General features: G+C 34.0%; 24 protein-coding genes and 6 pseudogenes. 24 read left to right on the top strand and 6 right to left on the bottom strand.

Annotation, left to right across the window (positions count from 1 at the left end; genetic code table 11):
- The 3 genes and pseudogenes from ACM6HU_RS22195 to ACM6HU_RS22185 all read left to right on the top strand — a co-directional run.
- On the top strand, positions 1 to 129 hold the full coding sequence (locus ACM6HU_RS22195; RefSeq protein WP_003197979.1) for a hypothetical protein: 129 nt from the start codon (positions 1 to 3) through the stop codon (positions 127 to 129).
- 214 nt (positions 130 to 343) lie between these two features.
- Positions 344 to 1194, top strand: a pseudogene (locus ACM6HU_RS22190) (IS3 family transposase); the annotation flags it as partial.
- A pseudogene (locus ACM6HU_RS22185) lies at positions 1193 to 1957 on the top strand (transposase); the annotation flags it as partial. The pseudogenes ACM6HU_RS22190 and ACM6HU_RS22185, both read left to right, overlap by 2 nt.
- A 132-nt stretch (positions 1958 to 2089) precedes the next feature.
- Here the strand turns inward: ACM6HU_RS22185 and ACM6HU_RS22180 are convergent.
- A complete protein-coding gene (locus tag ACM6HU_RS22180) occupies positions 2090 to 2413 on the bottom strand; it encodes a hypothetical protein (protein ID WP_016115099.1) in 324 nt (107 codons plus the stop codon).
- Positions 2410 to 2619, bottom strand: a complete 210-nt coding sequence (locus tag ACM6HU_RS22175; RefSeq protein WP_016115098.1) for a helix-turn-helix transcriptional regulator — start codon at positions 2617 to 2619, stop codon at positions 2410 to 2412. The genes ACM6HU_RS22180 and ACM6HU_RS22175 overlap by 4 nt, the downstream gene beginning before the upstream one ends.
- 979 nt (positions 2620 to 3598) lie before the next feature.
- Between ACM6HU_RS22175 and ACM6HU_RS22170 the strand changes: the two genes are divergently transcribed.
- The 17 genes and pseudogenes from ACM6HU_RS22170 (at position 3599) to ACM6HU_RS22090 (ending at position 15420) form a co-directional block, all read left to right on the top strand.
- Positions 3599 to 4918 (top strand): HBL/NHE enterotoxin family protein, encoded by a 1320-nt coding sequence (locus ACM6HU_RS22170; RefSeq protein WP_077294711.1) that lies wholly within the window; start codon positions 3599 to 3601, stop codon positions 4916 to 4918.
- 70 nt (positions 4919 to 4988) lie between these two features.
- A complete protein-coding gene (locus tag ACM6HU_RS22165) occupies positions 4989 to 6209 on the top strand; it encodes an HBL/NHE enterotoxin family protein (protein WP_016115096.1) in 1221 nt (406 codons plus the stop codon).
- 30 nt (positions 6210 to 6239) lie between these two features.
- Positions 6240 to 7367: an HBL/NHE enterotoxin family protein gene (locus ACM6HU_RS22160; RefSeq protein ID WP_016115095.1), complete on the top strand. Its 1128-nt coding sequence runs from the start codon at positions 6240 to 6242 to the stop codon at positions 7365 to 7367.
- Positions 7368 to 7587: 220 nt separating this feature from the next.
- Positions 7588 to 8679, top strand: a pseudogene (locus ACM6HU_RS22155) (HBL/NHE enterotoxin family protein); the annotation flags it as partial.
- A 425-nt stretch (positions 8680 to 9104) separates the two neighbouring features.
- Positions 9105 to 9818, top strand: a complete 714-nt coding sequence (locus tag ACM6HU_RS22150; protein WP_016115093.1) for a class I SAM-dependent methyltransferase — start codon at positions 9105 to 9107, stop codon at positions 9816 to 9818.
- Between the two features lie 347 nt (positions 9819 to 10165).
- Positions 10166 to 10504, top strand: coding sequence for a DUF952 domain-containing protein (locus ACM6HU_RS22145; protein WP_016115092.1), 339 nt, complete (start codon positions 10166 to 10168; stop codon positions 10502 to 10504).
- 93 nt (positions 10505 to 10597) lie between these two features.
- Positions 10598 to 11362, top strand: a complete 765-nt coding sequence (locus ACM6HU_RS22140; protein WP_016115091.1) for a serine hydrolase — start codon at positions 10598 to 10600, stop codon at positions 11360 to 11362.
- 90 nt (positions 11363 to 11452) lie between these two features.
- Positions 11453 to 11800: a GNAT family N-acetyltransferase gene (locus ACM6HU_RS22135; RefSeq protein WP_229161695.1), complete on the top strand. Its 348-nt coding sequence runs from the start codon at positions 11453 to 11455 to the stop codon at positions 11798 to 11800.
- A gap of 18 nt (positions 11801 to 11818) precedes the next feature.
- Positions 11819 to 11926, top strand: a pseudogene (locus ACM6HU_RS22130) (MmcQ/YjbR family DNA-binding protein); the annotation flags it as partial.
- A gap of 106 nt (positions 11927 to 12032) precedes the next feature.
- The gene (locus ACM6HU_RS22125; RefSeq protein ID WP_016115089.1) at positions 12033 to 12626 is read left to right on the top strand and encodes a DUF2441 domain-containing protein; all 594 of its coding nucleotides are present in this window, start codon (positions 12033 to 12035) and stop codon (positions 12624 to 12626) included.
- Positions 12627 to 12694: 68 nt separating this feature from the next.
- Positions 12695 to 12787, top strand: a pseudogene (locus tag ACM6HU_RS22120) (MmcQ/YjbR family DNA-binding protein); the annotation flags it as partial.
- A 3-nt stretch (positions 12788 to 12790) separates the two neighbouring features.
- Positions 12791 to 13345, top strand: a complete 555-nt coding sequence (locus tag ACM6HU_RS22115; protein WP_016115088.1) for a YdcF family protein — start codon at positions 12791 to 12793, stop codon at positions 13343 to 13345.
- A gap of 101 nt (positions 13346 to 13446) precedes the next feature.
- A complete protein-coding gene (locus ACM6HU_RS22110) occupies positions 13447 to 14061 on the top strand; it encodes a DUF4241 domain-containing protein (RefSeq protein WP_016115087.1) in 615 nt (204 codons plus the stop codon).
- Between the two features lie 54 nt (positions 14062 to 14115).
- Positions 14116 to 14445, top strand: coding sequence for a GNAT family N-acetyltransferase (locus ACM6HU_RS22105; RefSeq protein WP_016115086.1), 330 nt, complete (start codon positions 14116 to 14118; stop codon positions 14443 to 14445).
- A gap of 111 nt (positions 14446 to 14556) precedes the next feature.
- Positions 14557 to 14943 carry a DUF2809 domain-containing protein gene (locus ACM6HU_RS22100; protein WP_016115085.1) on the top strand — a complete coding sequence of 129 codons (387 nt, stop codon included), beginning with the start codon at positions 14557 to 14559 and terminating at the stop codon, positions 14941 to 14943.
- Between the two features lie 109 nt (positions 14944 to 15052).
- Positions 15053 to 15157: pseudogene (locus ACM6HU_RS22095) on the top strand (MW1434 family type I TA system toxin); the annotation flags it as partial.
- Positions 15157 to 15420 carry a Gp49 family protein gene (locus tag ACM6HU_RS22090; RefSeq protein ID WP_016115084.1) on the top strand — a complete coding sequence of 88 codons (264 nt, stop codon included), beginning with the start codon at positions 15157 to 15159 and terminating at the stop codon, positions 15418 to 15420. The pseudogene ACM6HU_RS22095 and the gene ACM6HU_RS22090, both read left to right, overlap by 1 nt.
- A gap of 108 nt (positions 15421 to 15528) precedes the next feature.
- On the opposite strand, the gene rpiA is transcribed toward ACM6HU_RS22090, so the two are convergent.
- Both rpiA and ACM6HU_RS22080 read right to left on the bottom strand, forming a co-directional pair.
- Positions 15529 to 16191: a ribose 5-phosphate isomerase A gene (gene rpiA / locus ACM6HU_RS22085; protein ID WP_016115083.1), complete on the bottom strand. Its 663-nt coding sequence runs from the start codon at positions 16189 to 16191 to the stop codon at positions 15529 to 15531.
- Positions 16192 to 16207: 16 nt separating this feature from the next.
- Positions 16208 to 16528, bottom strand: coding sequence for a 2Fe-2S iron-sulfur cluster-binding protein (locus ACM6HU_RS22080; protein ID WP_016115082.1), 321 nt, complete (start codon positions 16526 to 16528; stop codon positions 16208 to 16210).
- A gap of 147 nt (positions 16529 to 16675) precedes the next feature.
- Between ACM6HU_RS22080 and ACM6HU_RS22075 the strand changes: the two genes are divergently transcribed.
- The gene (locus tag ACM6HU_RS22075; RefSeq protein ID WP_016115081.1) at positions 16676 to 17374 is read left to right on the top strand and encodes an RNA polymerase subunit sigma-70; all 699 of its coding nucleotides are present in this window, start codon (positions 16676 to 16678) and stop codon (positions 17372 to 17374) included.
- Positions 17375 to 17395: 21 nt separating this feature from the next.
- Entirely contained in the window at positions 17396 to 17977 is a 582-nt protein-coding gene (clpP, locus tag ACM6HU_RS22070; RefSeq protein ID WP_016115080.1) for an ATP-dependent Clp endopeptidase proteolytic subunit ClpP, read from the top strand.
- Positions 17978 to 18030: 53 nt separating this feature from the next.
- Here clpP and ACM6HU_RS22065 read toward each other — a convergent pair whose 3' ends face one another.
- Complete coding sequence (locus ACM6HU_RS22065) at positions 18031 to 18888, bottom strand: glycine betaine ABC transporter substrate-binding protein (protein ID WP_414848439.1); 858 nt, start codon at positions 18886 to 18888, stop codon at positions 18031 to 18033.
- 189 nt (positions 18889 to 19077) lie between these two features.
- On the opposite strand from ACM6HU_RS22065, the gene ACM6HU_RS22060 reads away from it, so the two are divergent.
- Positions 19078 to 20283 carry a quaternary amine ABC transporter ATP-binding protein gene (locus ACM6HU_RS22060; protein WP_016115078.1) on the top strand — a complete coding sequence of 402 codons (1206 nt, stop codon included), beginning with the start codon at positions 19078 to 19080 and terminating at the stop codon, positions 20281 to 20283.
- Positions 20276 to 21115, top strand: coding sequence for an ABC transporter permease (locus ACM6HU_RS22055; RefSeq protein ID WP_414848448.1), 840 nt, complete (start codon positions 20276 to 20278; stop codon positions 21113 to 21115). Before ACM6HU_RS22060 ends, ACM6HU_RS22055 begins: the two co-directional genes overlap by 8 nt.
- Positions 21116 to 21189: 74 nt before the next feature.
- On the opposite strand, the gene ACM6HU_RS22050 is transcribed toward ACM6HU_RS22055, so the two are convergent.
- The gene (locus ACM6HU_RS22050; RefSeq protein WP_016131476.1) at positions 21190 to 21435 is read right to left on the bottom strand and encodes a hypothetical protein; all 246 of its coding nucleotides are present in this window, start codon (positions 21433 to 21435) and stop codon (positions 21190 to 21192) included.
- Between the last annotated feature and the right edge of the window lie 153 nt (positions 21436 to 21588).

Genomic DNA, 21588 nt, shown 5'->3' with positions numbered 1-21588 from the left:
ATGAAAAAAGTACTTTTAACTGTAATGATTTTTACAGGGATTTTATCTTTTGGTGTTGCTAATCAATCTATTAAAGAGCCATCAGCTAAAGCTAATCTACTTTGTTTAGATCATGGAGAAACTATCTAATTGAAAAAAGAGAGTGCCTTTTTGGGAAAAGGGACTCTCTTTTTTCAATTATTTTATTATTTATAATTGTCTTTTACAGTATCGACGAAGTTTTCATATTTTGAGTGTAAGGCAACTGGAAGCGAAACATTAGTAAATGGATAGGCTACACTGAACTAGACAAAAAAATTAAGGTCAAGTAGACTACAACTAATATATTTGAGGAGAATCTACTATGACGAACAATAAAAGAGAAAGAAGAACCTTTACAGCGGAATTTAAGCACCAAATGGTTCAACTGTATCAGAATGGTAAACTAAGGAAAGACATCATTAAGGAATATGGATTAACACCATCATCATTGGATCGGTGGATTAATCAAAGTCATACGTCTGGCTCGTTTAAAGAGAAAGATAATAAGACCGCTGAACAACTAGAGTTGGAAGCGTTGAGAAAACAAAACAAACAACTTCTTATGGAAAATGATATTTTAAAGCAAGCAGCGCTGATACTAGGACGAAAGTAAAAGTAGTGAAGAATAACCTACATAAATACTCAATATCAGCAATGTGCAATGTCCTACAATTATCAAGAGCAACGTATTATTATGAAGCCAAACAAGCACAAGATACAGTAAATGAATTGTCACCACTCGTGAAAGAAATCTTCCGAGAGAGCCGTCAGAACTATGGAACACGAAAGATAAAAGTAGAACTAAAAAAGGTAGGATATGTGATTTCACGTCGCCGTATTGGGCGAATCATGCAGAACCAAGGTTTAGTATCGAACTATACGATTGCACAATTTAAGTCGAAGAGAGTTAGCTGTAACGAAGAAAACATTTCAAACGAACTCAATCGTCAGTTCAACCAACAAGAAGAGCTGGCTGTAGTCGTAAGTGATTGAACATACGTCCGTGTGAACAAAAAGTGGAATTACGTATGTTTATTAGTCGATCTCTTTAATCGAGAAATCATAGGCCATAGCGCAGGCCAAAAGAAAGATGCCGAGCTTGTTTCACAAGCTTTCGCAACGGTGAAAACAAACTTAAATCGGATTACCTTATTTCATACAGATCGAGGAAATAATGATTGAATCTGGGGCAAAGCGAATAGCTACGAAGGCGTCTAAGGCACTAGCAGACGTAACAGCAAAGTCTATAACAATTGATGTCCCTCATTTAGTTGGAAGGCAAAATTGGGTAATTGAAGAAGCGTTACGAATTGAAGAAAGTATTAAAGGGATTGACAATCACATCCAAGAACTACTTCACGGAAATACAAGTAAAGGTATTAAACCTCACCCTTATACAGAGTTATTATACTCTTTCCCTTTCATGAGCGATAATTGGGCTTGTACCCTTATCGGAGCCATTGGTGATGTTGAACGATTTAATACATATAAAGAGTTCAAAAAATATCTTGGTGTTTCGGCTGAAAATAAACAATCAGGGACATCAGTAAAGGGTACGAGAATGACCTTTAGTGGCGTTCGAGATGCACGTCGCGTTCTCTTTCAAATGGCGATGATTATCATTGCGATGAAAAAGCAACCGTCCGTATTCAGCTCCTATTATCATCGTCTTGTAGAGCGTAAAATGAATGGAAAAACAGCAATTGGGCATATGTGTGGAAAGATTGCCAAAATCCTTTATATGATTCTTAAAACGGGGCAAAAATATGACCCTGTAAAACACGTACAAGCAACAGGTATTCCTTGGGATTCTGTTTATGACAAAAGAACTAAAAATGTCAACTCGGAGAAGTTTTTTCAAGAAGCATTAAAGCTTGCGGGGGATTCAACATCTAACGATGTTGAATTAATTGAAACAGATGTGGACATAAAATGAGCCGAATTTCCTAACTATAAGAGAGATTCGGCTCCGATTAGGGGGTATTTTGCTTTGTTAGCTTGATAGCGATGGGGCGGGCCCCCTTTTATAAATTTTGAGTTTGTTCATTCCTTCTCATTTCACGATAAACTATATTCTTTTGTCGTAATATTTTATAGCAAAATACTCTACTATATGCCGTGACATTATAACCAAAGCTATAATAAGTAAAGTATTGGATAATGCAACTTTAATGTTTATGTCAACTACTGTTCCAAGAAAAAAGCCTAATAAAACTAACAACGAAATTAATTTATAGAATTTGATAGTAACATTATTCGCTTTAATCAAAATCAGTTGCCATCTTTCATCATTTTTGTAAGATGTTTGCCGCTCTCTTCTTATGTGATCGTTTTTCCATACGAAAAATCCTAAAATAATCATTACAGCTAAACCAAAAAAATTAATAGTCATTGTTCTTCCTCCTCCTCAAATAAAAATACATCTACTATACTTACATCCAATGCTTTTGCTATTTTAAATGCAAGTTCAAGAGAAGGCGTGTATTTATATTTTTCTATTGATATTACAGCTTGTCTTGAAATACCAACTTTTTCTGCCAAAGTTTCCTGTGTCCAATTTCTTTCTGCTCTTAAAATCTTAATTCGATTTTTGATCAAAAATAAATACCTCCAATGTAATCACTTGCTTACATTTATTGTAATCAATAAATTACTTTTTGTAAACAAGTGATTACATTTATTTGTGTTCGATTTCTGTTCTAGTTTTCCTATTAACTTGTCGATATTCGGACTATTGTCTTTTTTTGATCTTCTTCATGGGGCGGGCCCCCGTTAAGACTTAAAAAACTAATTTTCTGTAAGTGTTTTAAAAGATAAAAAACAACTGTTTACGGTATAAAAATAGTGCTATTACTAAGAGGGATTTTTTACTTCCCCTTAGGATAGCACTACACTACATTAAATAACTTTATTGTCATTTTACATAATCCGCCTTTACGTTGAGTACATGTATTCAACGTAAGGGCCCCTTTAAATTCGTTTTTTAATTTTCTTAGTTAAGGTAATGTGTATATCTCGGCTGAACCCCTAGAAGAAAATTTCCCCTGTAATATTTATGGAAAATCAAATTACTATTCATAAGATAATAATAGTATGAGTTATTTATTGTTGATATGACTATATTTATATGTAATTTTGCATTTCCAAATAAAGTGAAATTGCATATGAAGTACCATTAAATTATATTAAAAACATTTTCTAGTAAGAGATTAATATAGATTAATGAAAATCACTATATTGTAGGTTTAATTATCATAGTATAATTATTTCACTTAGTGAAGTGATTAACAATATTTAACTTTTTTTAATATAATTTTTTTCTATTATGAATATAAAATATCTGAATTGTTAAATACAAATAATAAAATTTTGTTGTTTACTTATTAAAAACATAGTGTTTAAATGAGGGGGAAGTAAGGTCCTTACATTCTATGAGAAGTAAATAATAACCAGAGTTTAACACTCTATCCGAAAGAATTCTCCATCCTCAAGTGTATGCAAGGAGAGAGCCTAGCGCTTGGTCGTTCAAGATGTATGAATAAGATTGTAAAAAGACAATAGTAAAGAGGTGTACGGAATGAAAAATAAAATAATTAAAGGATTTCTAATAACATCAATTGTTACTGGGGCAGTTATTCCTATCAATACTCTCGCAACGCCTATCGTTCAGGCAGAAACGCAACAAGAGAATACGGATATTTCCTCATCATTACGAAAATTAGGTGCACAATCTAAATTAATCCAAACATATATAGATCAAGCTTTAATGAGTCCTAATGTACAGCTAGAGGAAGTCCCAGCTTTAAATACGAACCAATCCCTAATCAAGAAAGATATGAACGAATGGTCATCGGAACTTTATCCAAAATTAATTCTATTAAATGCAAAAAGTAAAGGATTTGTAACTCAATTTAATAGCTATTACTCAGCATTAAAAGGGTTTGTAGACAATAAAGAAGATAAAGAAGGGTTTGTGGATAGACTAGAAGTTCTTCAAGATAAAGCTACGACAAACCAAGAAAACGTGCAACGTCAGATTAATGAATTAACAGATCTTAAATTACAGCTTGATAAAAAACTTAAAGATCTCGATACTGATGTGACAAAAGCGCAGGTTGCCCTAAGTTCAGATGGAACAGGGAAAATCGACCAGCTAAAAAATGAATTACTAAATACCCAAAAATCAATTCAAAATGATTTACAACAAATCGCATTGTTACCAGGAGCTTTAAATGAACAAGGGTTTGTTATATTCAAAGAAGTCTATGATCTTTCAAAAAATATCATTGAACCTGCTGCTCAAACAGCGGTAGCAGCGTATAACAAAGGAAAAGAAATTAACAACTCTATTTTAGAAGCAGAGAAAAAAGCAGAGCAAGAAGCGACAGAAAAAGGTAAATCTGCTCTAGAGATTGAATCGGCTAAAAAAGCAGCTCGTGAAGCAATTGAGAAAAGTAAACAAGCTGAAATAGCTGCAGCTGCAGTTGCAAAAACGAAAGAGTATGACCTTACGAAAGTTATTGACCCTAAACAAATTAAAAAAACATATAGTGCCTTTGCTGAAGTAAATAAACTAACAGCAGAGCAACGAGCACATTTAGATGATTTAGAGACACAAAACCAAAAGTTTTATGAGTTAACAAAAAACCTAACAGTAGCAGATTTACAAAAATCAATGCTTCTTATTACGCAAAATGATTTACATACATTTGCAAATCAAGTAGATGTAGAACTTGACCTACTAAAACGCTATAAAGAAGATTTGAATCTAATCAAAAATAATATTACAAAATTATCTACTAATGTTGATACAACTGACCAGCAGTCTCAAAAAGATACATTAAGACAATTAAAAAATGTAACAAGTTACCTTGGAGAACAAGTTAATAAGTTTTAATATTAAGAATTTAATAAAAATAATATGAAGATTATAAGAATCTATCAAAAAACTGAGAAGGAGAATAGTTATGAAAAAACTTCCATTTAAAGTGTTAGCTGTAGCCACTCTAGCAACAGTTATAACTGCTACTAACGGTAACACTATGCATGTACTTGCACAAGAACAGACTGCCCAAGAACAAAAAGTAGGGAATTATGAATTAGGGTCTGAAGGGCTGAAGAAAGCATTAACTCAAACAGGATCTAATATTCTTGTAATGGATTTGTACGCAAAAACAATGATTAAACAACCGAATGTAAATTTATCCGGTATTGATTTAGGTTCAGAAGGAGCAGAATTACTCAAAAGCATTCACCTTAATCAGGAACTGTCACGAATTAATGCGAATTATTGGTTAGACACAGCAAAGCCGAAAATTCAAAAAACAGCACGTAATATTGTAAATTACGATGAAGAATTTAAAAATTATTACGATACATTGGCAGCTGCTGTACAAAAGAAAGATAAAGCAGAGTTAAAAGATGGAATAAATGATTTAATCACTACAATTAATACAAATTCACAAGAAGTTACAGAAGTAATTAAGATGTTACAAGACTTCAAAGCAAAACTGTATGACAATTCTACAGGGTTTAAAAATAATGTTGATGGACAAGGTGGATTAACGGCACTATTAGCCGGAAATAATGCCCTGATTCCACAACTTCAAGCTGAAATTGAGAAGCTACGTTCTACTCAGACAGAGCATTTTAACAATGTATTAGCATGGTCAATTGGTGGTGGATTGGGAGCATTCATTTTAGTTGCTGCAGCCATTGCAGGAACGGTAGTAATTGTTGTGACTGGCGGTACAGCAACACCAGCTGTTATTGGTGGTCTTACAGCTCTCGGTGCAGCTGGTATCGGTTTAGGAACAGCATCTGGTGTCATTGCGTCTAAGAATATGGACTCCTATAACGCAATTTCTAACAAAATCGGACAATTAAGTACGAAAGCCGACCTTGCTAGCCAAGCAGTTATTTCGCTTACGAACGCGAAAGCAACTTTGACAGATCTATATCAAACAGTGGATCAAGCGATACTGTCTCTAACAAATATCCAAAAACAATGGAATACAATGGGGGCCAATTATACAGATTTACATGATAATATCGACTCTATGCAAGAACATAAACTTTCTTTAATACTTGATGATTTAAAAGCTGCTAAACAAAGTTGGAGTGATATTCATAAAGATGCAGAATTCATTTCGAAAGACATCGCTTTTACACAAGAAACAAAGAACTAAAAATCAAAACCTATATAGGAGGAATATGAAATGCTAAATAAAATCCCTTACAAAATACTTGCTGCATCGGCGCTTTTAGCTTTGACAACAACTTCTGTAGTCTCACCAGTAGCAACTTATGCAAGTGAAATTAATCAAACTAACAATGGAGATACGTCTCTTTCTGCAAATACAGACGGGATGAAAAAAGCTTTGCAAGATGCTGGAGTATTTGCAAAATCTATGAATGAATATTCTTATTTATTAATTAATAATCCAGATATTAATTTTGAAGGGATTACTATTAATGGGTATCCAGATTTACCTGGTAAAATTATACAAGACCAAAAGAATGCTAGAGCACATGCTGTTACATGGGATACGCAAGTAAAAGGACAGCTTTTAGATACATTGACAGGCATTGTCGAATACAATACAACGTTTGACAATTATTATGACACAATGATAGATGCGATTAATACAGGGGATGGAGATACTTTAAAAGAAGGGATTACAGATTTACGAACTGAAATTCAACAAAACCAAAAGACTGCACAAAATTTAATAGCAGAATTAACGAAGTTAAAAGATAATGTTGGACAAGATGTTAGAGCATTTGGAAGCAATAAAGAACAATTGTACTCGATTTTAAAAACCCAAACAGCTGGGCTTGAGGACGATCAGAAACGTCTAGATGAAGTTTTGGGGCAAGTAAACTATTATAAAAAATTAGAATCTGATGGATTTACAACAATGAAGGTTGGCGTTTTTGGCCTATGGTGGATTGGTGGTATAATAGTAGGTACAGCAAGAGATAATTTAGGCAAGTTAGAGCCGTATGTAGCAGAAATACGTAAGACTGTAGATTCTAAAACAACATTAAATCGTGTAGTTGGAGTTGCGTATAATAATACTGATCAGATGCATAAGGCGATTGATAATGCGATTAATGCTCTTACTTATATGTCCTCGCAATGGACTGATTTAGATAATCAATATGCTGGGGTACTGCGACAGATTGATAAGGCAGCTGGAAAAGCTGATCAAAATAAATTTAGCTACTTAAAACCTGCCTTGAAGACAGCTAAAGATCTTTGGAAAACATTACACGAAGATGCAGTCACAATAAAAGATGGAATAAAAGAATTAAAAGTGGAACCTGCTACTCCGCAAAAATAAGGAAATATCGGTTCTGAATCAAGGATTATATCTTTAAATTTTAGTATAGAAATTATTAATTCCTCATAAACCAAAAAGGCGGAGTCTGATGAAAGACTTCGCCTTTCACTATAAATACTACGAAACAAAGTTGGGATGATATTCGTAAAGATACAGAACTAATTTCACTTTTAAAAAAGAATAGAACTTATACTCAAAACCTGCATAGGAGGAATATGAAATGATGAAAAAAATCCCTTACAAACTACTCGCTGTATCGACGTTTTTAACGATTACAACAACTTATGCAGTCACACCAGTAGCAACTTTTGCAAGTGAAATTGTGCAAACTAACAATGGAGATATGTTTCTTTCAGCAAATGAAGAACAGATGAAAAAAGCTTTGCAAGATGCTGGGGTATTTGCAAAATCTATGAATGAATATTCTTATTTGTTAATGAATAATCCAGATGTGAATTTTGAAGGAATTATTATTAATGGGTATGCAGATTTACCTGGTAAAATTGTACAAGATCAAAAGAATGCTAGAGCACATGCTGTTACATGGAATACGCAAGTAAAAAAACAGCTTTTAGATACATTGACAGACATTATTGAATATGATGCAAAATTTGACAATCATTACGGAACATTAGTAGAGGCGATTAATTCCGGGAATGGAGCTACTTTAAAGAAAGGGATTACAGATTTACGAGGTGAAATTCAACAAAACCAAGAGCATGCACAAAAATTAATACAAGAATTAACTAAGTTAAAAGAAGATATTGGACAAGATGTTAGATCATTTGGAAGCGATAAAGATCAGTTGCAGTCGATTTTAAAAAACCAAGGTGCTGATGTTGAGGCCGATCAAAAGCGTCTAAATGAAGTTTTAGGACAAGTAAACTATCAGAAAGACATAGAATCTAAAGGATTGACAATGGTAAAAGTGCCCTTTCTTCCCACATTGATTGCTGGTGGTATAATGATAGGTGATGCAAGAAGTAAATTAGGCTGGTTAGAGCCTGAATTAGCAAAATTACGTCAGACTGTAGATTATAAACTAACATTAAATCGTGTAGTTGGCGTTGCCTTTAATAATATTGATCAGATGCATAGCGCGATTGATAATGCTCTGAAATCTCTTACTTTTATGTACGACCAATGGAGTGATTTAGATCGTCAATATGGATCGGTTCTAGGGTTTATTGATAAGGCATCTGAAAAAGCTGATCAAAATAAATTTAAATTCTTACTACCTAACTTGAATGCAGCTAAAGACAGTTGGAAAACATTAAAAACAGATGCGGTTACATTAAAAGAAGGGATCAAAGAATTAAAAGTGCAACCCGTCACTCCGCAAAAATAAGGAATGTGCTTATTTTCTTACTACTAGTAATGGAATTTATGTAAATTACCAAAGAAACATCTTTATTCACTGAGAAGGTATAGCTACTCCATTTGTAATATTATTGCAATGATTGTAATGATAATTCTGAAAAGTTGAAATCAAATTCTAATGCTAAGGGTATTTCTAATTGTTTGGTTGGATTTTCAGAAAGAGTAAGGTAAATACTTTTAAAATAATATAAAAGGAAAATCAGGTGCCTTTATGCGTGTTAAATTAGCATAAATAGGCATATGTAGAGAGTTCAAACTTATTTGAATTTAAAGCATTGTTAACCCCGGTGAAACACGAATTATTCTAATTGTTAGTACAATTAGAATATAAGATTTAATTGGAAAGAAGGGGTTATTATGAAAGAAACAATTAATAGTTATGAAGATTTATTGGATATGTTAGATTCGTTATTGCGTGAACCAACTCAATTTTGGGATGATTTTTATTCTAATCGTGAAAAAGGAGTTCCCTTTTTTACTAATAAACCAGATGAGAACTTAGTTAATTATTTCGAGAAAAAATTACTTAATCCAGGAAAAGTTCTTGAACTCGGATGCGGTCCAGGCAGGAATGCAATTTACTTTGCTGAAAAAGGATGCTTAGTTGATGCAGTAGATCTATCACAGGAATCAATTCAATGGGCAACCGAACGGGCAAAAGAAAAAAATGTAAATATAAATTTTATTTATAACAATATCTTTGACTTACAAATTGAAGAGGGTACATACGATATTGTATATGATTCAGGATGCTTTCACCATATTGCTCCACACAGAAGAATGAGTTATATAGATTTGGTGAAAAAGGCTTTAAAACCAGGTGGTTATTTTGCAATCACTTGTTTTGTTCAAGGTGGAGAATTAGGTGGAGCAGACATAACGGATTGGGAAGTATACAAACTGCAAAGTCTTAAAGGTGGATTAGGTTTTACAGATAAAAAACTTAGAGCCATCTTTAAAGATTTTTCTGAAGTAGAAATACGTAGAATGAAAGAGATAAAACAATCGAATAAAGTATTTGGTGTCTCTGGACTTTGGACAGCCTTATTCACGAAAAATTCCACTGAATAATAAAAAATGCTATTCTTTTTGTAGAAATATACAGAAAGGATGGCGTTTTTGGTATGAATATATCGATTTTTGATGAGCTACAATTGTTTTCTAAAGAATTACAACGAAAAAGTAAATCTCGTTGGCACAACTATATAGTCGCTTTTTTAGGGATTCAAGGAAAAACTAAGCTTAAGAAGATGGGGTTTTAGTGGTTGCAACCTCCTTAATTGATAAGTCAAAAAGCAAAATAATTTCGTTTTGTGAGCATTTTAAAATCTGAGGTTGATGGGCATGTGGCGTTATCCCGTAACGAGCGGGAAAATCCTTTTATTGTTTCTATAAAGTAGGGAAGAAGGAGATTGACTATGATTACAAAGGTAATGGGAAAAAGTGCATGGGAAGTAGCAAAAGCAAAAGGAAACATAATGGAAGCTTCACTGATGCAAGAAGGGTTTATTCATTGTTCTTTTTTAGAACAATCTCTTCAAGTGGCAGAAAAGCATTTTAGTACTGAAGTGGAGTTAGTATTACTTGTAATTAATCCGTCGTTAGTTGAGGCGGAGATAAAATATGAATTGGCTTCTAATGGTCAAAACTATCCACATATATACGGAACCATAAATGCTAATGCTGTTGTGAAAGTAGTAGAACTTCAGAAAGAAAATGGCGGCTATGTTTTACCAGTAGAGTTGGAACAAAAATAGGAGAATGCATTTGTTAACCTCATAAAAGGATTTTTGATTCGTATTATCGAAATACTGAGAGGGATAAAAACGAAATCGAGAAGAGGCGTACAAATGGAGGAAGTAATCAAGAAAATAAAGGAGATAAAATCAGGTCAAGTAGGTATAGTTGCTTATTCGGCAGAAAGCCAAAATATAGTCGCTTTATATAATGATGATTTATTGGTTCCACTAGCGTCTGCCGCAAAGGTTGCAATTGGATTTGCTGTAGCTAAAATGGTTGAAGAGAATCAAGTTCGTTGGAGTGATGAAATCGCAAATATCGTATTTAATCCGAAAGAAGATAGTAAAGAAATATATCCACATCTACAAAGAAGAACCGTATTAACACTCAAAAGTGCTGTAGAAGTAATGATTGCATGTCATGACAATTGTATTGCACAATCTGTTGTCAACTTTTGCGGGGGATGGGAAGAAGTAAATAGGAGAATTCAATGTTCTTTTTCAAAGATTTATATTACGAAAGACCCAAGGGATATGAAAAATGTTGGGGAATTAAAACAAGTTCTTAAACTTTTAATTCGTATATTCCAAGGATATGAATTGAATCCGGTGCTATGGGAACCAATTATAAATGGAATGGTGAGACAACAAGGACAATATGAAGGAATACCAGGGTACGACTTAGCCCATATGACAGGTGGGTTACCTACAGCTGTTATAAATATCGGTATACTAGGAACATTTTATGAAAAACCATTGCTTTATGTGATTGGAGGAATGAAGTTACCAAATCGTTATGAAAATCAAGAAGCAGATATAAGAATGAAAGAAACACTACAATGTTTGTATAAAAAATATATAGAATGCTATATATAGTGATGAGAAAGGAGAATAGACTTGAAAATTATACAACAAAATAATTCAAAAGACAGCGAGTACATTAAAAATAAAGTAATCCAATACAATATGTCTATACTACCAGATGAGGTAAAAAGCCCATTAGAACATATAAGTTTTCTATTAAAAGACGATGTTAGCAAAATATTTGGGGGCATAACAGGCACAATATATTTCTATCACCTTCATATTGATTTTTTATGGGTGGATGAGTCAGTACGTCATGAAGGATATGGTAGTCAACTAGTAAATAAAATCGAAGAAATTGCCAAAGAGAAAAACTGTAGACTTATATTACTTGATTCATTTAGTTTTCAAGCACCTGAATTTTATAAGAAACATGGTTACAGGGAGTTTGGGGTAGTTGAAGATCACCCTAAAGGGTATAGTCAACATTTTTTAGAGAAACGTTTATAAGTACTACATAATTATATTATGGAAGTAACACGTACATGCTGTCTTTCAAAAAGAAAAGCAACTGAAGATTCTCCAGACGGATGGAATGCTACATGTATGAGAATTCATAATAAAATATTTGTGATTGATCCACTGATGAATAAAGAAACTGAAACTAACTATTCTTTACGGACAAGAGTGATGGGAATTACATAATATAGTCAATATGATGAAGACCAATAGGAGACAGACCATGAAAGAGAACGAATTGTATGTTTATCACATTGTTACTAGGAAAAAAATGATTCTTGGGCAGATAATTAACTTTGACAAGAATCAAAACAATACCTTATATCGCTTCTTTTTTGAGAGGGAACAATTGAATTCTAAAGGCGAAGACTTTATTCAGATTTTACAAGATCATTATACAAATGAAGGTTTGAACATGAATAAAGAAAATGCCGAAGTAGCTATTAAGTATGTAGACCAAACAATCAGAGCTATTAGAGAAGTAATAGTAGAAATGGTTAGACTACAAGAATATCCTGAATATCCTTCAAGATTGTCTTGCTTATACGCTGCGAAAAGCTATGAAGATGCTTTGAAATGGAAAGAATTATTTGATTCTTATAATCGGAAAGTTTTGCAGATTGTTAAACTTCGAGTTATTGGGAATTCTTTTTTGGGGGATGGAAATCTTTTACCAAAGGAAGATGGTGTTCCTTTCTCTCGAAAAATTGAACAAGCTAAAGAATATTGGAAGGGTAATGTAAAAAACGAGCTTCCAGAGCTGTTGATTAACGGAAAAATTGTAGTGGTAGAAATTATTGATGATTTCTCAGCTTAAATTCTAGGGAAGTTGTATATATCGGCTTTCCTAGAAAAATTATAAAAAATCAACTCTATTTGTTAACAGAGGTAATAAATCAAATGATAGATTGGTCTTATGATTTAGTTTTGCAATCTTTTTCGAAAAAGAAGCAGAAAGAGATTTTGGGAGAGGAATAGATGATGTCTTATCCATTCGATTGCATTACCAATTTTATTTTTGTTGAAACTGAAATTTCTCCAGCAGATGTAATTTTAATTCCTGGTGCTAATCATCCTCAACTCATGGAAAAAGCTACTTCGTTGTATAAACAGGGTTTAGCACCCTACATACTTCCATCTGGCGGATATAAACCACACGTAGGAACGACTGAATGGGATTTTTTAAGAAATATTGGCATTGCAAATGGAGTGCCTGAAGAAGCGATTTTAAAAGAAGATCAAGCACAACATACTTTGGAAAATGCACGTTTATCGTTGGAAGTTTTACAAAATACAGGTATAGAACCTAAAAAAGTTATCATTGTCTGTAAAGCGGGGCACTCGCGCCGGGCATTATTATGCTATCAAGCCGAGTTTCCAAAAGAAACTGAGTTCTTCGTCTCATCTGTAATCGACAGGTATGGAATAACTAAGGAAAATTGGTTTACGACTGAAATTGGAATCAGCCGTATAATGAATGAAGTTGAGAAAATCGGTAAGTACATTGGTCCTCATATTTCGAATTGGATGAAATAACACGTGAATTTTGTCTATTTTACTATAAACAAGAGACTGGATCGATGTATCCTCTATTTAGTAAAGTCTACTAATAAGAAAATGAAAGGAAGAGAAACATTATGTCAAAGCTGTTACATGAATTATCTAAATCGAATAGTGAGGTCCTACGTCCTGAAGTATTAGACCATTTAAAAGTTACTTCAGGTAAAATGGTTGCTTGTGATCCTCTTATTTTTAATAAAAATTCTTTCGAGCAAACAATTCAGCCCGGAACATATCCAATTGTTACTTGGTGGAACGAGGAAGATGGTGTAATTGCTGGTGCTGAATTAAAATTATCAGAGTCAAAAGTGACAGAGTGGAAGATGGCAACAAAACCAGGGCAGAATGTAAGTGAACTAGAGGAAGGATATATTTTTGGCTACCCAGTTGATACGGGTCTAGGATGTTTTGCAGATGTTGAAGCAATTGATAAATTAGAAGAAATAGAAGATAGACTACAACAAGAATTAGGAGAAGAATTTATTAGTTTGTATGATGATCTAATAGATGACGTACTAACAGAACATGATGATGAGTGGGGGAATTGTGTAGTATGTGAGGAAACAGAAAGTAATATTATTATATTCCGTTCAGGTTATGGTGATGGCTTTTATCCTTCCTATTGGGGATTTGATGAGAACGGGAAAATCGTTTCACTTGTCACTGATTTTCAAGTGTTATATGAAAAATAAGCTAATGATGATATAGGTGTCAATCATGTTTTGACTAGTGGGGGAGGGTGGAGTGTGGAAATCAGAAAGGCACATTTAGATGATTTAACTGTATTAATGAATCATCTTGGTTATCCAACAACTGTAGAAAAAATGAAAGTAAGACTTCAAAATATTTTTTCTCACCCAGATTACTATACGTTGGTAGCAGAAGAAAATGAGCGTGTTATTGGAATGATTGGCTTATGTACAGGCATACTTTACACTGAAGATGGAATATACGCTCGCATTATCGCATTAGTAGTAGATGAAGAGTTTCGAAATCAAGGAATAGGAAAAAGATTAATAGAAACAGCAGAGAAATGGGCGATGGGACAAGGGATAGATTCGATTTGCTTAAAATAGTGGGAATCGTGAGGAAAGAAAACATGCACACCAATTTTATAAAAATATAGGGTATGTTGAAAAAAGCACAGGTTTTGTAAAAAGTTTGTTGTGATAAGAGAGGATTTAAAAATGAGTTATAAACGAAATAGACTACTGTATGCGGTATTAACTATAATAGTAATTATCTTAGGTTTGGGATCAAGAAAGTTCGCGTATGTTTTACCAGATCTATTGAATGATTATTTAGGGGATGCACTGTGGGCTCTCATGATTTTTATTGGAGTTGGATTCCTGTTTCATAAAATGAAGACTAAAAAGCTCGCGTTTTTAAGTTTACTATTTTGTTATGGTATTGAAATCAGTCAATTATATCATGCGGATTGGATAGATAATATTCGTGCAACGACTTTAGGGGGACTTGTATTAGGGTATGGGTTTTTGTGGAGTGATTTATTAGCTTATACAATTGGAGTTGGAATGGGTATGCTTTGTGAATTAATGTTTCGAAAAGTATAAAAGGCTTCGGATTTCATAAAGGGGTATATGTACAATGGAATTCATATAGACGGTCAACGGTGTATTAGTGTCGTGGTCTTTATAAAACAAGCATAGAGGACATAATGTCTCATATGTTGCATATATTGCAATGAAAACAGTACAAGAAAATTTTGCTCCTTGGTTAGCTTTACCAACTGATATGTTAGCAGAAGATTGGGAGGTTGTTGAATAATGGATAATACGGTAACTCAACAGGATATTGATAATATTTTAGAAAAAACTCAATGGACAGTAGAAGAATTTCATGGCAAATGTACAGTCGTAGTTGCGAAATTGCCAAATGGATTTATTTTAACTGAATCCAGTGCATGTGTTGACCCTGCTGATTATGATATGGATATTGGTATGGAATGCTGTAAAGAACGAATTCTAAATAAGATTTGGGAATTAGAAGAATATAGATTGCAATGTGAATTAGCTAAATTAGTTAAGTAAGTCGCTATTAGTGAAGTGATCTCAAAAAAGTTAGACAGGTTACTTCATTAGTCAAAACTAAAGGGCATGGGCTCGGTATTGTACGAGGGCTCATGCCCTTTAGTTTTGTCATAATACTTTTATTCCTTTTTCAGTTGCAATAATCGCTTTATTTACCATATTAATAAATAAACCAGTTTCAATCACACCAGTTACTATTTTTAACTGCTGATGAGTTTCAATTGGGTTGGTTATTTGGTTTGGAAAAACACAATCTAAGATCATATTGCCGTTATCTGTTATAAATGGTTGATTGTTTTGGATACGTAAAATCGTCTGGCAACCAAAGGATTGAATTCGTTTTGCAGTTTGCTCCCAAGCGAACGGTACGATTTCAATAGGAAGAGGAAAGATACCTAAATTCGTTACAAGTTTCGATTCATCAGCGATTATGATAAGTTTTTGGGAAGACACAGCAACTATCTTTTCCCGAAGAAGGGCACCACCTCCACCTTTAATTAACTGTAAATCTGGGTTAATCTCATCTGCACCATCAATCGTAAGGTCAAGAGAATCTATTTCACTTAAAGAGATTAAAGGGATAGACAGTTGTTTTGCCAATTTCTCAGTTTCGATTGATGTTGGTACAGCTTGAATCGTTAAACCTTCGCTAACTAGGTGCCCTAATTTTTGTATCGTCCAATATACAGTGGAACCAGTGCCAAGTCCGATTTTCATCCCATCTTTTATAAAATCAGCGGCATATTCACCAGCTAAACGTTTTAAGTTCATTATAATTCTCCCAAAGTTATTCCGCAGGCCGTGGCCCAGCATCTAATCCGGAATTTTCAACTGTTAATATGGGACGAACGGTGAGGTCAGTATGTACACGCATTTGACATGATAATCGCAAATGATCTTCAATGCCTTTTTCAGTAATCGCATTCTTCTCAACATGTGTAGGTTCACAAAAATCTCCAGCCATGATTTCTACACGGCAAGTGGTACAACGCGCTTTTCCACCGCAGCGGTGAAGAATATGGATACCATTATCTTCAAGTGCTAGTGCTAACTTTGTTCCTTCTTTTACATCAAATGTTCCACTACCAATAACGGTTAATTTTGGCATATTGTTGCCTCCTCATGTAAAATTCTACATAACATATTTATGACCCCACTTTCGTAATCATAAACGTTATAAATTTTTTTATCAAACCCGTAACTTTTTTATCGGTAAAATCGTTTATTAAGTAAGCGCTGAAAAGGAGTGGTTATTTTGTGCACAAAAGTAACTCAAATGTTAAAGAATCATATCGATATGAATCATTCAAATATAAACTTTATCATTGAAAATTATGCGGAGTTAAAAAGGTACTGTACGTTTTTAACAAAAAGCAAATGGGATGGGGAAGACCTGGCCCAAGAAACGGTTTGTAAAGTACTTCAAAAATATATAGGTGTAGAACATAAAGATGTTTGTATTACGCTTCTATATATAATTGCTCGAAATCAATGGCTCGATCAAATGAAAGCAAAATCAGCTAAGAAGAAATTAGAGCAGGAGATTACATTTGAAGAACCACATGAAAAAATTGCTGATTTGCATGAGATGGTGGAGAAAGTTTTGTCTTTATTAAATGTACAGCAATCCATCATTTTCTTATTAAAGGATGTTTTTCAATATAGTCTATCAGATATTGCGAAAGTATGTTCAATATCAGAAGGTGCAGTGAAGGCTTCACTGTTTCGTAGTAGAAATAAATTGAAAACAGTAAGTGAAGAAGAGGAGATTGAATTAGCCGGACAGGAGGAAGATGTTGAAGTAGTTGTAACAGCTATTCGTGAACAAAAACCAGAATTGTTAACAAAACTTCTTCGAACAATCGACTTTACACATCTGTCATCTAAGCAGCCTGTGTTATTATTCAATACAAAAACACCTTCTTCTTACGGTTATATGCTATGCGCAGCTTAAAAAGTAGATGGAGGGATTATGATGAATGCAATTCCGTATGTTGTAGAACAAACAAAATTAGGAGAGCGCTCCTATGATATATATTCAAGACTGTTAAAAGATCGCATTGTTATGATTGGATCAGAAATTAATGATCAAGTTGCAAGTAGTGTAGTGGCACAGTTATTATTTTTAGAAGCAGAAGATGCGGAAAAAGATATTTTTCTTTATATTAATAGCCCAGGTGGTTCGACTACAGCAGGTTTTGCGATATTGGATACAATGAACCTTATTAAACCAGATGTTCAAACGCTTTGTATGGGATTTGCAGCGTCATTTGGAGCATTATTGTTACTCGCTGGAGCAAAAGGAAAAAGGTTTGCGCTTCCAAATAGTGAAATTATGATCCATCAGCCGCTTGGCGGAGCGAAAGGGCAAGCAACGGAGATTGAAATAACTGCGAAACGAATATTAAAGTTAAAACACGATATTAACAAAATCATATCAGATCGAACAGGTCAGCCAATTGAAAAGATAGCTCTTGATACAGAAAGAGACTACTTTATGACTGCGGAAGAAGCGAAAATATATGGTATTGTCGATGCTGTTATTGAAAAAAAATAACTTAAAATAGGCCAGAGAACATTGGGTTCCTTGGCCTATTTTTGCGTAATAAATTAATCGTTTATCCACTCATTTACTAATGCTTGGTTCTTTTTAATCCATTTTCGAGCAGCCTCTTCGGGATCCTTCGTTTTATTTAACATAACCATTAATGTACCAAGCTGTTCATCATTCATTTTCCATCTATCGAAATGTTTTACAATATCAGGGTAATCTTTTTCAAAACCTTTTCGTACAGAGTAATAAATGTCATCTTTTTCACCATATACTTTCTTAGGGTCTTTTAAATATTTTAAATCAAATTCTGAAAAGCCCCAGTGTGGATTCCAAAGCGTTACAACGATGGGTTTCTTTTGCGTATATGTCTTTTTTAGCTCACTCATCATTGCCGCTTCTGAAGATTGGACAAGTTTTAGCTTTATATCATATTCTTTCATTGCTTTATCTGTTAAATTCATAAGGCTACTACCAGGCTCAATTCCGACAATCTTATTACCCAATTCATCCTTATGGTTATTTAAATCCTCGATACTGTTAATGTCTTTCATATAAGAAGGAACGACTAACCCAAGTCCAGTTCCCTCATACCATTTCGATTTTAAAACAATGTCATTTTTATACCGATCATTTAATGGTTTATCAGTAACAGGGAGCCATACTTCTAAGTTTGCATCTACATCGCCGCGAGCAACACCAGTCCAAATGGCAGCTTTTTCTAAATACATGAGTTCAACTTTATAGCCTTTTTCTTCTAATAAAACTTTCCATATATTTGCAGCCGCAATATTTTCCTTCCAACTTGTTACACCAAGTTTAATTTTTCCTTTTGTATTTGCATTTGTGGCATTACAAGAGGTAATAATCATACTGATAAATAACAAAATGCTTATAAGCCAAATTTTCCGTTTCATTAAATCCTCCCGTTTCATAAATAGAAATTTTTTTATCGTTTTGTATAGCGTTGCTTTTATGAATAAATCTATAAGTGAACCTTCTTATTATGAACGGAAACAAGAATTTTAAAAAAGGCCTCTTTATGTAATATTTCTGTTTAAAATTGTTACACTATGTGAATAGATAGGCAGAAAAGGAGTCGTTGTATGGAAAATACAAAAGTACGTGTTGAAAACGTAATAAAAGTATTTGGAAAAAATCCTCAAAGAGCAGTTGCGTTATTAAAAGAAGGAAAAAGTAAATCAGAAATATTGAAAGAAACAGGAATGAACGTTGGGGTGAAAAAGGCAACGTTTGAAGTATATACAGGAGAAATATTTGTAATTATGGGGTTGTCAGGAAGTGGGAAGTCGACTCTAGTTCGGATGTTAAACCAATTAATAAAACCAACATCAGGTCATATATACATAGATGGAGAAGACATCGCAACGATGGGGAAAGAGGCGCTTAGGAAAGTCAGAAGAACGAAAATGAGTATGGTTTTTCAAAAGTTTGCGCTATTCCCACATCGTACTGTCTTGCAAAATGTTGCCTATGGATTAGAAATACAAGGGGTTCCGGTAGAAGAAAGAGAAGCGAAGGCTCTAGAATCACTTAAATTAGTTGGATTAGATCATCATAAAAATAATTATCCAGGGCAACTAAGCGGCGGAATGCAGCAACGTGTCGGTATTGCAAGAGCTCTTACAAACGACCCAGATGTCCTACTTATGGACGAGTCATTTAGCGCATTAGATCCACTCATTCGAAAAGAAATGCAGGATGAATTGTTAGAGCTGCAGGATAAGATGGAAAAAACGATTATTTTTATTACACATGATTTAGATGAAGCACTTCGAATTGGGGATCGTATCGCATTAATGAAAGACGGAGAAATTGTGCAAATTGGAACGCCAGAAGAAATTATGATAAGCCCAGCTAATGAATTCGTAGAGAAATTCGTTGCGGATGTGAATTTAGGAAAAGTGATTACGGCTGAATCTATTTTAAAAAGACCAGAAACATTATTGATTGACCGCGGCCCTCGAGTGGCCCTGCAAATTATGAGAAATGCAGGGGTATCTACCGTATATGTTGTAAATAAAAAACACGAATTTTTAGGTATTTTAACGGCTGATGATGCAAGTAAAGCTGTTCAAAAACAATGGCCAATCGCAGATTTACTGCTGAAGGATATTCCGCACGTATATTTAGATACATTATTGGAAGAAACGTATGCGAAAATGGCGGAAATGAAGCTTCCATTACCAGTCATTGATGAAAAGAAAAGGTTAAGAGGCATCATAAAACGAGAAAGTGTCATTCAAGCCCTTGCAGGAAATATTGAGGAAGAGGTGAATGACGGTGAATAGTATTCCGCGTATTCCTTTAGGTGAATGGGTCGATGCATTTGTTACGAGTTTATATGCGCATTTTGAAGGACTGTTTAGAGGGTTTTCATACGTCATTGGTGGTTTTGTTGATTTGCTTACTAATTTTTTAACATTGATTCCAGCGTTTTTAATGATCATAATCGTATGTTTTCTCGTTTGGTATACAACAAGGAAAATATCTTTAGTGGTATTTGCGTTAATCGGCTTATTATTTATTCTAAACATTAACTACTGGGGACAAACGATGCAAACATTAGCGCTTGTTCTTACATCAGTCATTATTTCCATCATTGTTGGAATCCCAATCGGCATTTTAGCATCTCAAAATGAGCGGTTTTCAAAAATATTGAGGCCAACATTAGATTTTATGCAAACAATGCCAGCATTTGTATACTTAATTCCAGCGATTACATTCTTCGGAGTAGGTGTTGTTCCTGGTATTATCGCTTCTGTTATTTTTGCGATGCCACCAACGATTCGTTTTACTGATTTAGGGATTAGGCAAGTACCAGAAGATTTAATTGAAGCTGCAAATGCATTTGGTTCAACTACATCGCAAAAGCTATTTAAAGTTCAGTTACCTCTCGCAAGGGGAACAATTATGGCCGGCGTAAATCAAAGCATCATGTTATCTTTATCGATGGTTGTTACAGCTTCACTTGTAGGTGCACCAGGACTTGGGGTAGATGTATATCGTTCTGTAACACAGGTTAACATTGGAATGGGGTTTGAGGCTGGACTAGCTATTGTAGTCATTGCGATTGTATTAGATCGGATTACGCAAGGATTTCATAGGAAAAAAAGGGGTTGAACAAAAAACACGCTTCGTATGTGAGTATGTTGATTACGATGCGTGTTTTTTGTTCTGATTAAAGTTTCACTTTATTACATACGAACAATTACCGAACCTCCAGTGGGTGCGCAAAATTGATTTTGTTGTTGTTCCATCGATTTGATTAATTGATTGTTTTCTTCAATTAATGCAATTAATTTTGCCAGTTGGTTTTCAAGATTCGTCATTCGTTGCATCATGTAATGAGAATCATGAGGGCTTGGTGATGTAGTTCGTACATTGTGGTTTGGATAGGGGCTTGGTGGATAGTTTATATGAGAATTCCAATGTGGGTGCATATGTTTTGTTCCTCCTTTAATAAAACAGTGCTTCTTCTATAATAAATGCCCATCTATATTTAAAGGGGACTCATTAAAAAATAAGGAGATAAATAACATTTACATTCCTATTCGAAATAATTAAGGTATATAATTGTGATATTTCTAAAAAAT

The organism is Bacillus sp. IT-79MI2, from assembly GCF_949768135.1.
Classification (GTDB): Bacteria; Bacillota; Bacilli; order Bacillales; family Bacillaceae_G; genus Bacillus_A; species Bacillus_A pseudomycoides.
This window is presented reverse-complemented; position numbering and strand designations above follow the sequence as displayed.

What these genes read in the sequence shown, in the direction of transcription:
- ACM6HU_RS22090 (WP_016115084.1), top strand. Translation starts at nt 15,157, where the DNA reads ATGGATAATACGGTAACTCAACAGGATATTGATAATATTTTAGAAAAA.
- ACM6HU_RS22165 (WP_016115096.1), top strand. Translation starts at nt 4,989, where the DNA reads ATGAAAAAACTTCCATTTAAAGTGTTAGCTGTAGCCACTCTAGCAACA.
- ACM6HU_RS22050 (WP_016131476.1), bottom strand. Translation starts at nt 21,435, where the DNA reads ATGCACCCACATTGGAATTCTCATATAAACTATCCACCAAGCCCCTAT.
- ACM6HU_RS22150 (WP_016115093.1), top strand. Translation starts at nt 9,105, where the DNA reads ATGAAAGAAACAATTAATAGTTATGAAGATTTATTGGATATGTTAGAT.
- ACM6HU_RS22065 (WP_414848439.1), bottom strand. Translation starts at nt 18,888, where the DNA reads ATGAAACGGAAAATTTGGCTTATAAGCATTTTGTTATTTATCAGTATG.
- ACM6HU_RS22110 (WP_016115087.1), top strand. Translation starts at nt 13,447, where the DNA reads ATGTCAAAGCTGTTACATGAATTATCTAAATCGAATAGTGAGGTCCTA.
- ACM6HU_RS22170 (WP_077294711.1), top strand. Translation starts at nt 3,599, where the DNA reads ATGAAAAATAAAATAATTAAAGGATTTCTAATAACATCAATTGTTACT.
- ACM6HU_RS22145 (WP_016115092.1), top strand. Translation starts at nt 10,166, where the DNA reads ATGATTACAAAGGTAATGGGAAAAAGTGCATGGGAAGTAGCAAAAGCA.
- ACM6HU_RS22140 (WP_016115091.1), top strand. Translation starts at nt 10,598, where the DNA reads ATGGAGGAAGTAATCAAGAAAATAAAGGAGATAAAATCAGGTCAAGTA.
- clpP (WP_016115080.1), top strand. Translation starts at nt 17,396, where the DNA reads ATGAATGCAATTCCGTATGTTGTAGAACAAACAAAATTAGGAGAGCGC.
- ACM6HU_RS22135 (WP_229161695.1), top strand. Translation starts at nt 11,453, where the DNA reads ATGTCTATACTACCAGATGAGGTAAAAAGCCCATTAGAACATATAAGT.
- ACM6HU_RS22080 (WP_016115082.1), bottom strand. Translation starts at nt 16,528, where the DNA reads ATGCCAAAATTAACCGTTATTGGTAGTGGAACATTTGATGTAAAAGAA.
- ACM6HU_RS22160 (WP_016115095.1), top strand. Translation starts at nt 6,240, where the DNA reads ATGCTAAATAAAATCCCTTACAAAATACTTGCTGCATCGGCGCTTTTA.
- ACM6HU_RS22115 (WP_016115088.1), top strand. Translation starts at nt 12,791, where the DNA reads ATGTCTTATCCATTCGATTGCATTACCAATTTTATTTTTGTTGAAACT.
- ACM6HU_RS22195 (WP_003197979.1), top strand. Translation starts at nt 1, where the DNA reads ATGAAAAAAGTACTTTTAACTGTAATGATTTTTACAGGGATTTTATCT.
- ACM6HU_RS22180 (WP_016115099.1), bottom strand. Translation starts at nt 2,413, where the DNA reads ATGACTATTAATTTTTTTGGTTTAGCTGTAATGATTATTTTAGGATTT.
- ACM6HU_RS22125 (WP_016115089.1), top strand. Translation starts at nt 12,033, where the DNA reads ATGAAAGAGAACGAATTGTATGTTTATCACATTGTTACTAGGAAAAAA.
- rpiA (WP_016115083.1), bottom strand. Translation starts at nt 16,191, where the DNA reads ATGAACTTAAAACGTTTAGCTGGTGAATATGCCGCTGATTTTATAAAA.
- ACM6HU_RS22060 (WP_016115078.1), top strand. Translation starts at nt 19,078, where the DNA reads ATGGAAAATACAAAAGTACGTGTTGAAAACGTAATAAAAGTATTTGGA.
- ACM6HU_RS22100 (WP_016115085.1), top strand. Translation starts at nt 14,557, where the DNA reads ATGAGTTATAAACGAAATAGACTACTGTATGCGGTATTAACTATAATA.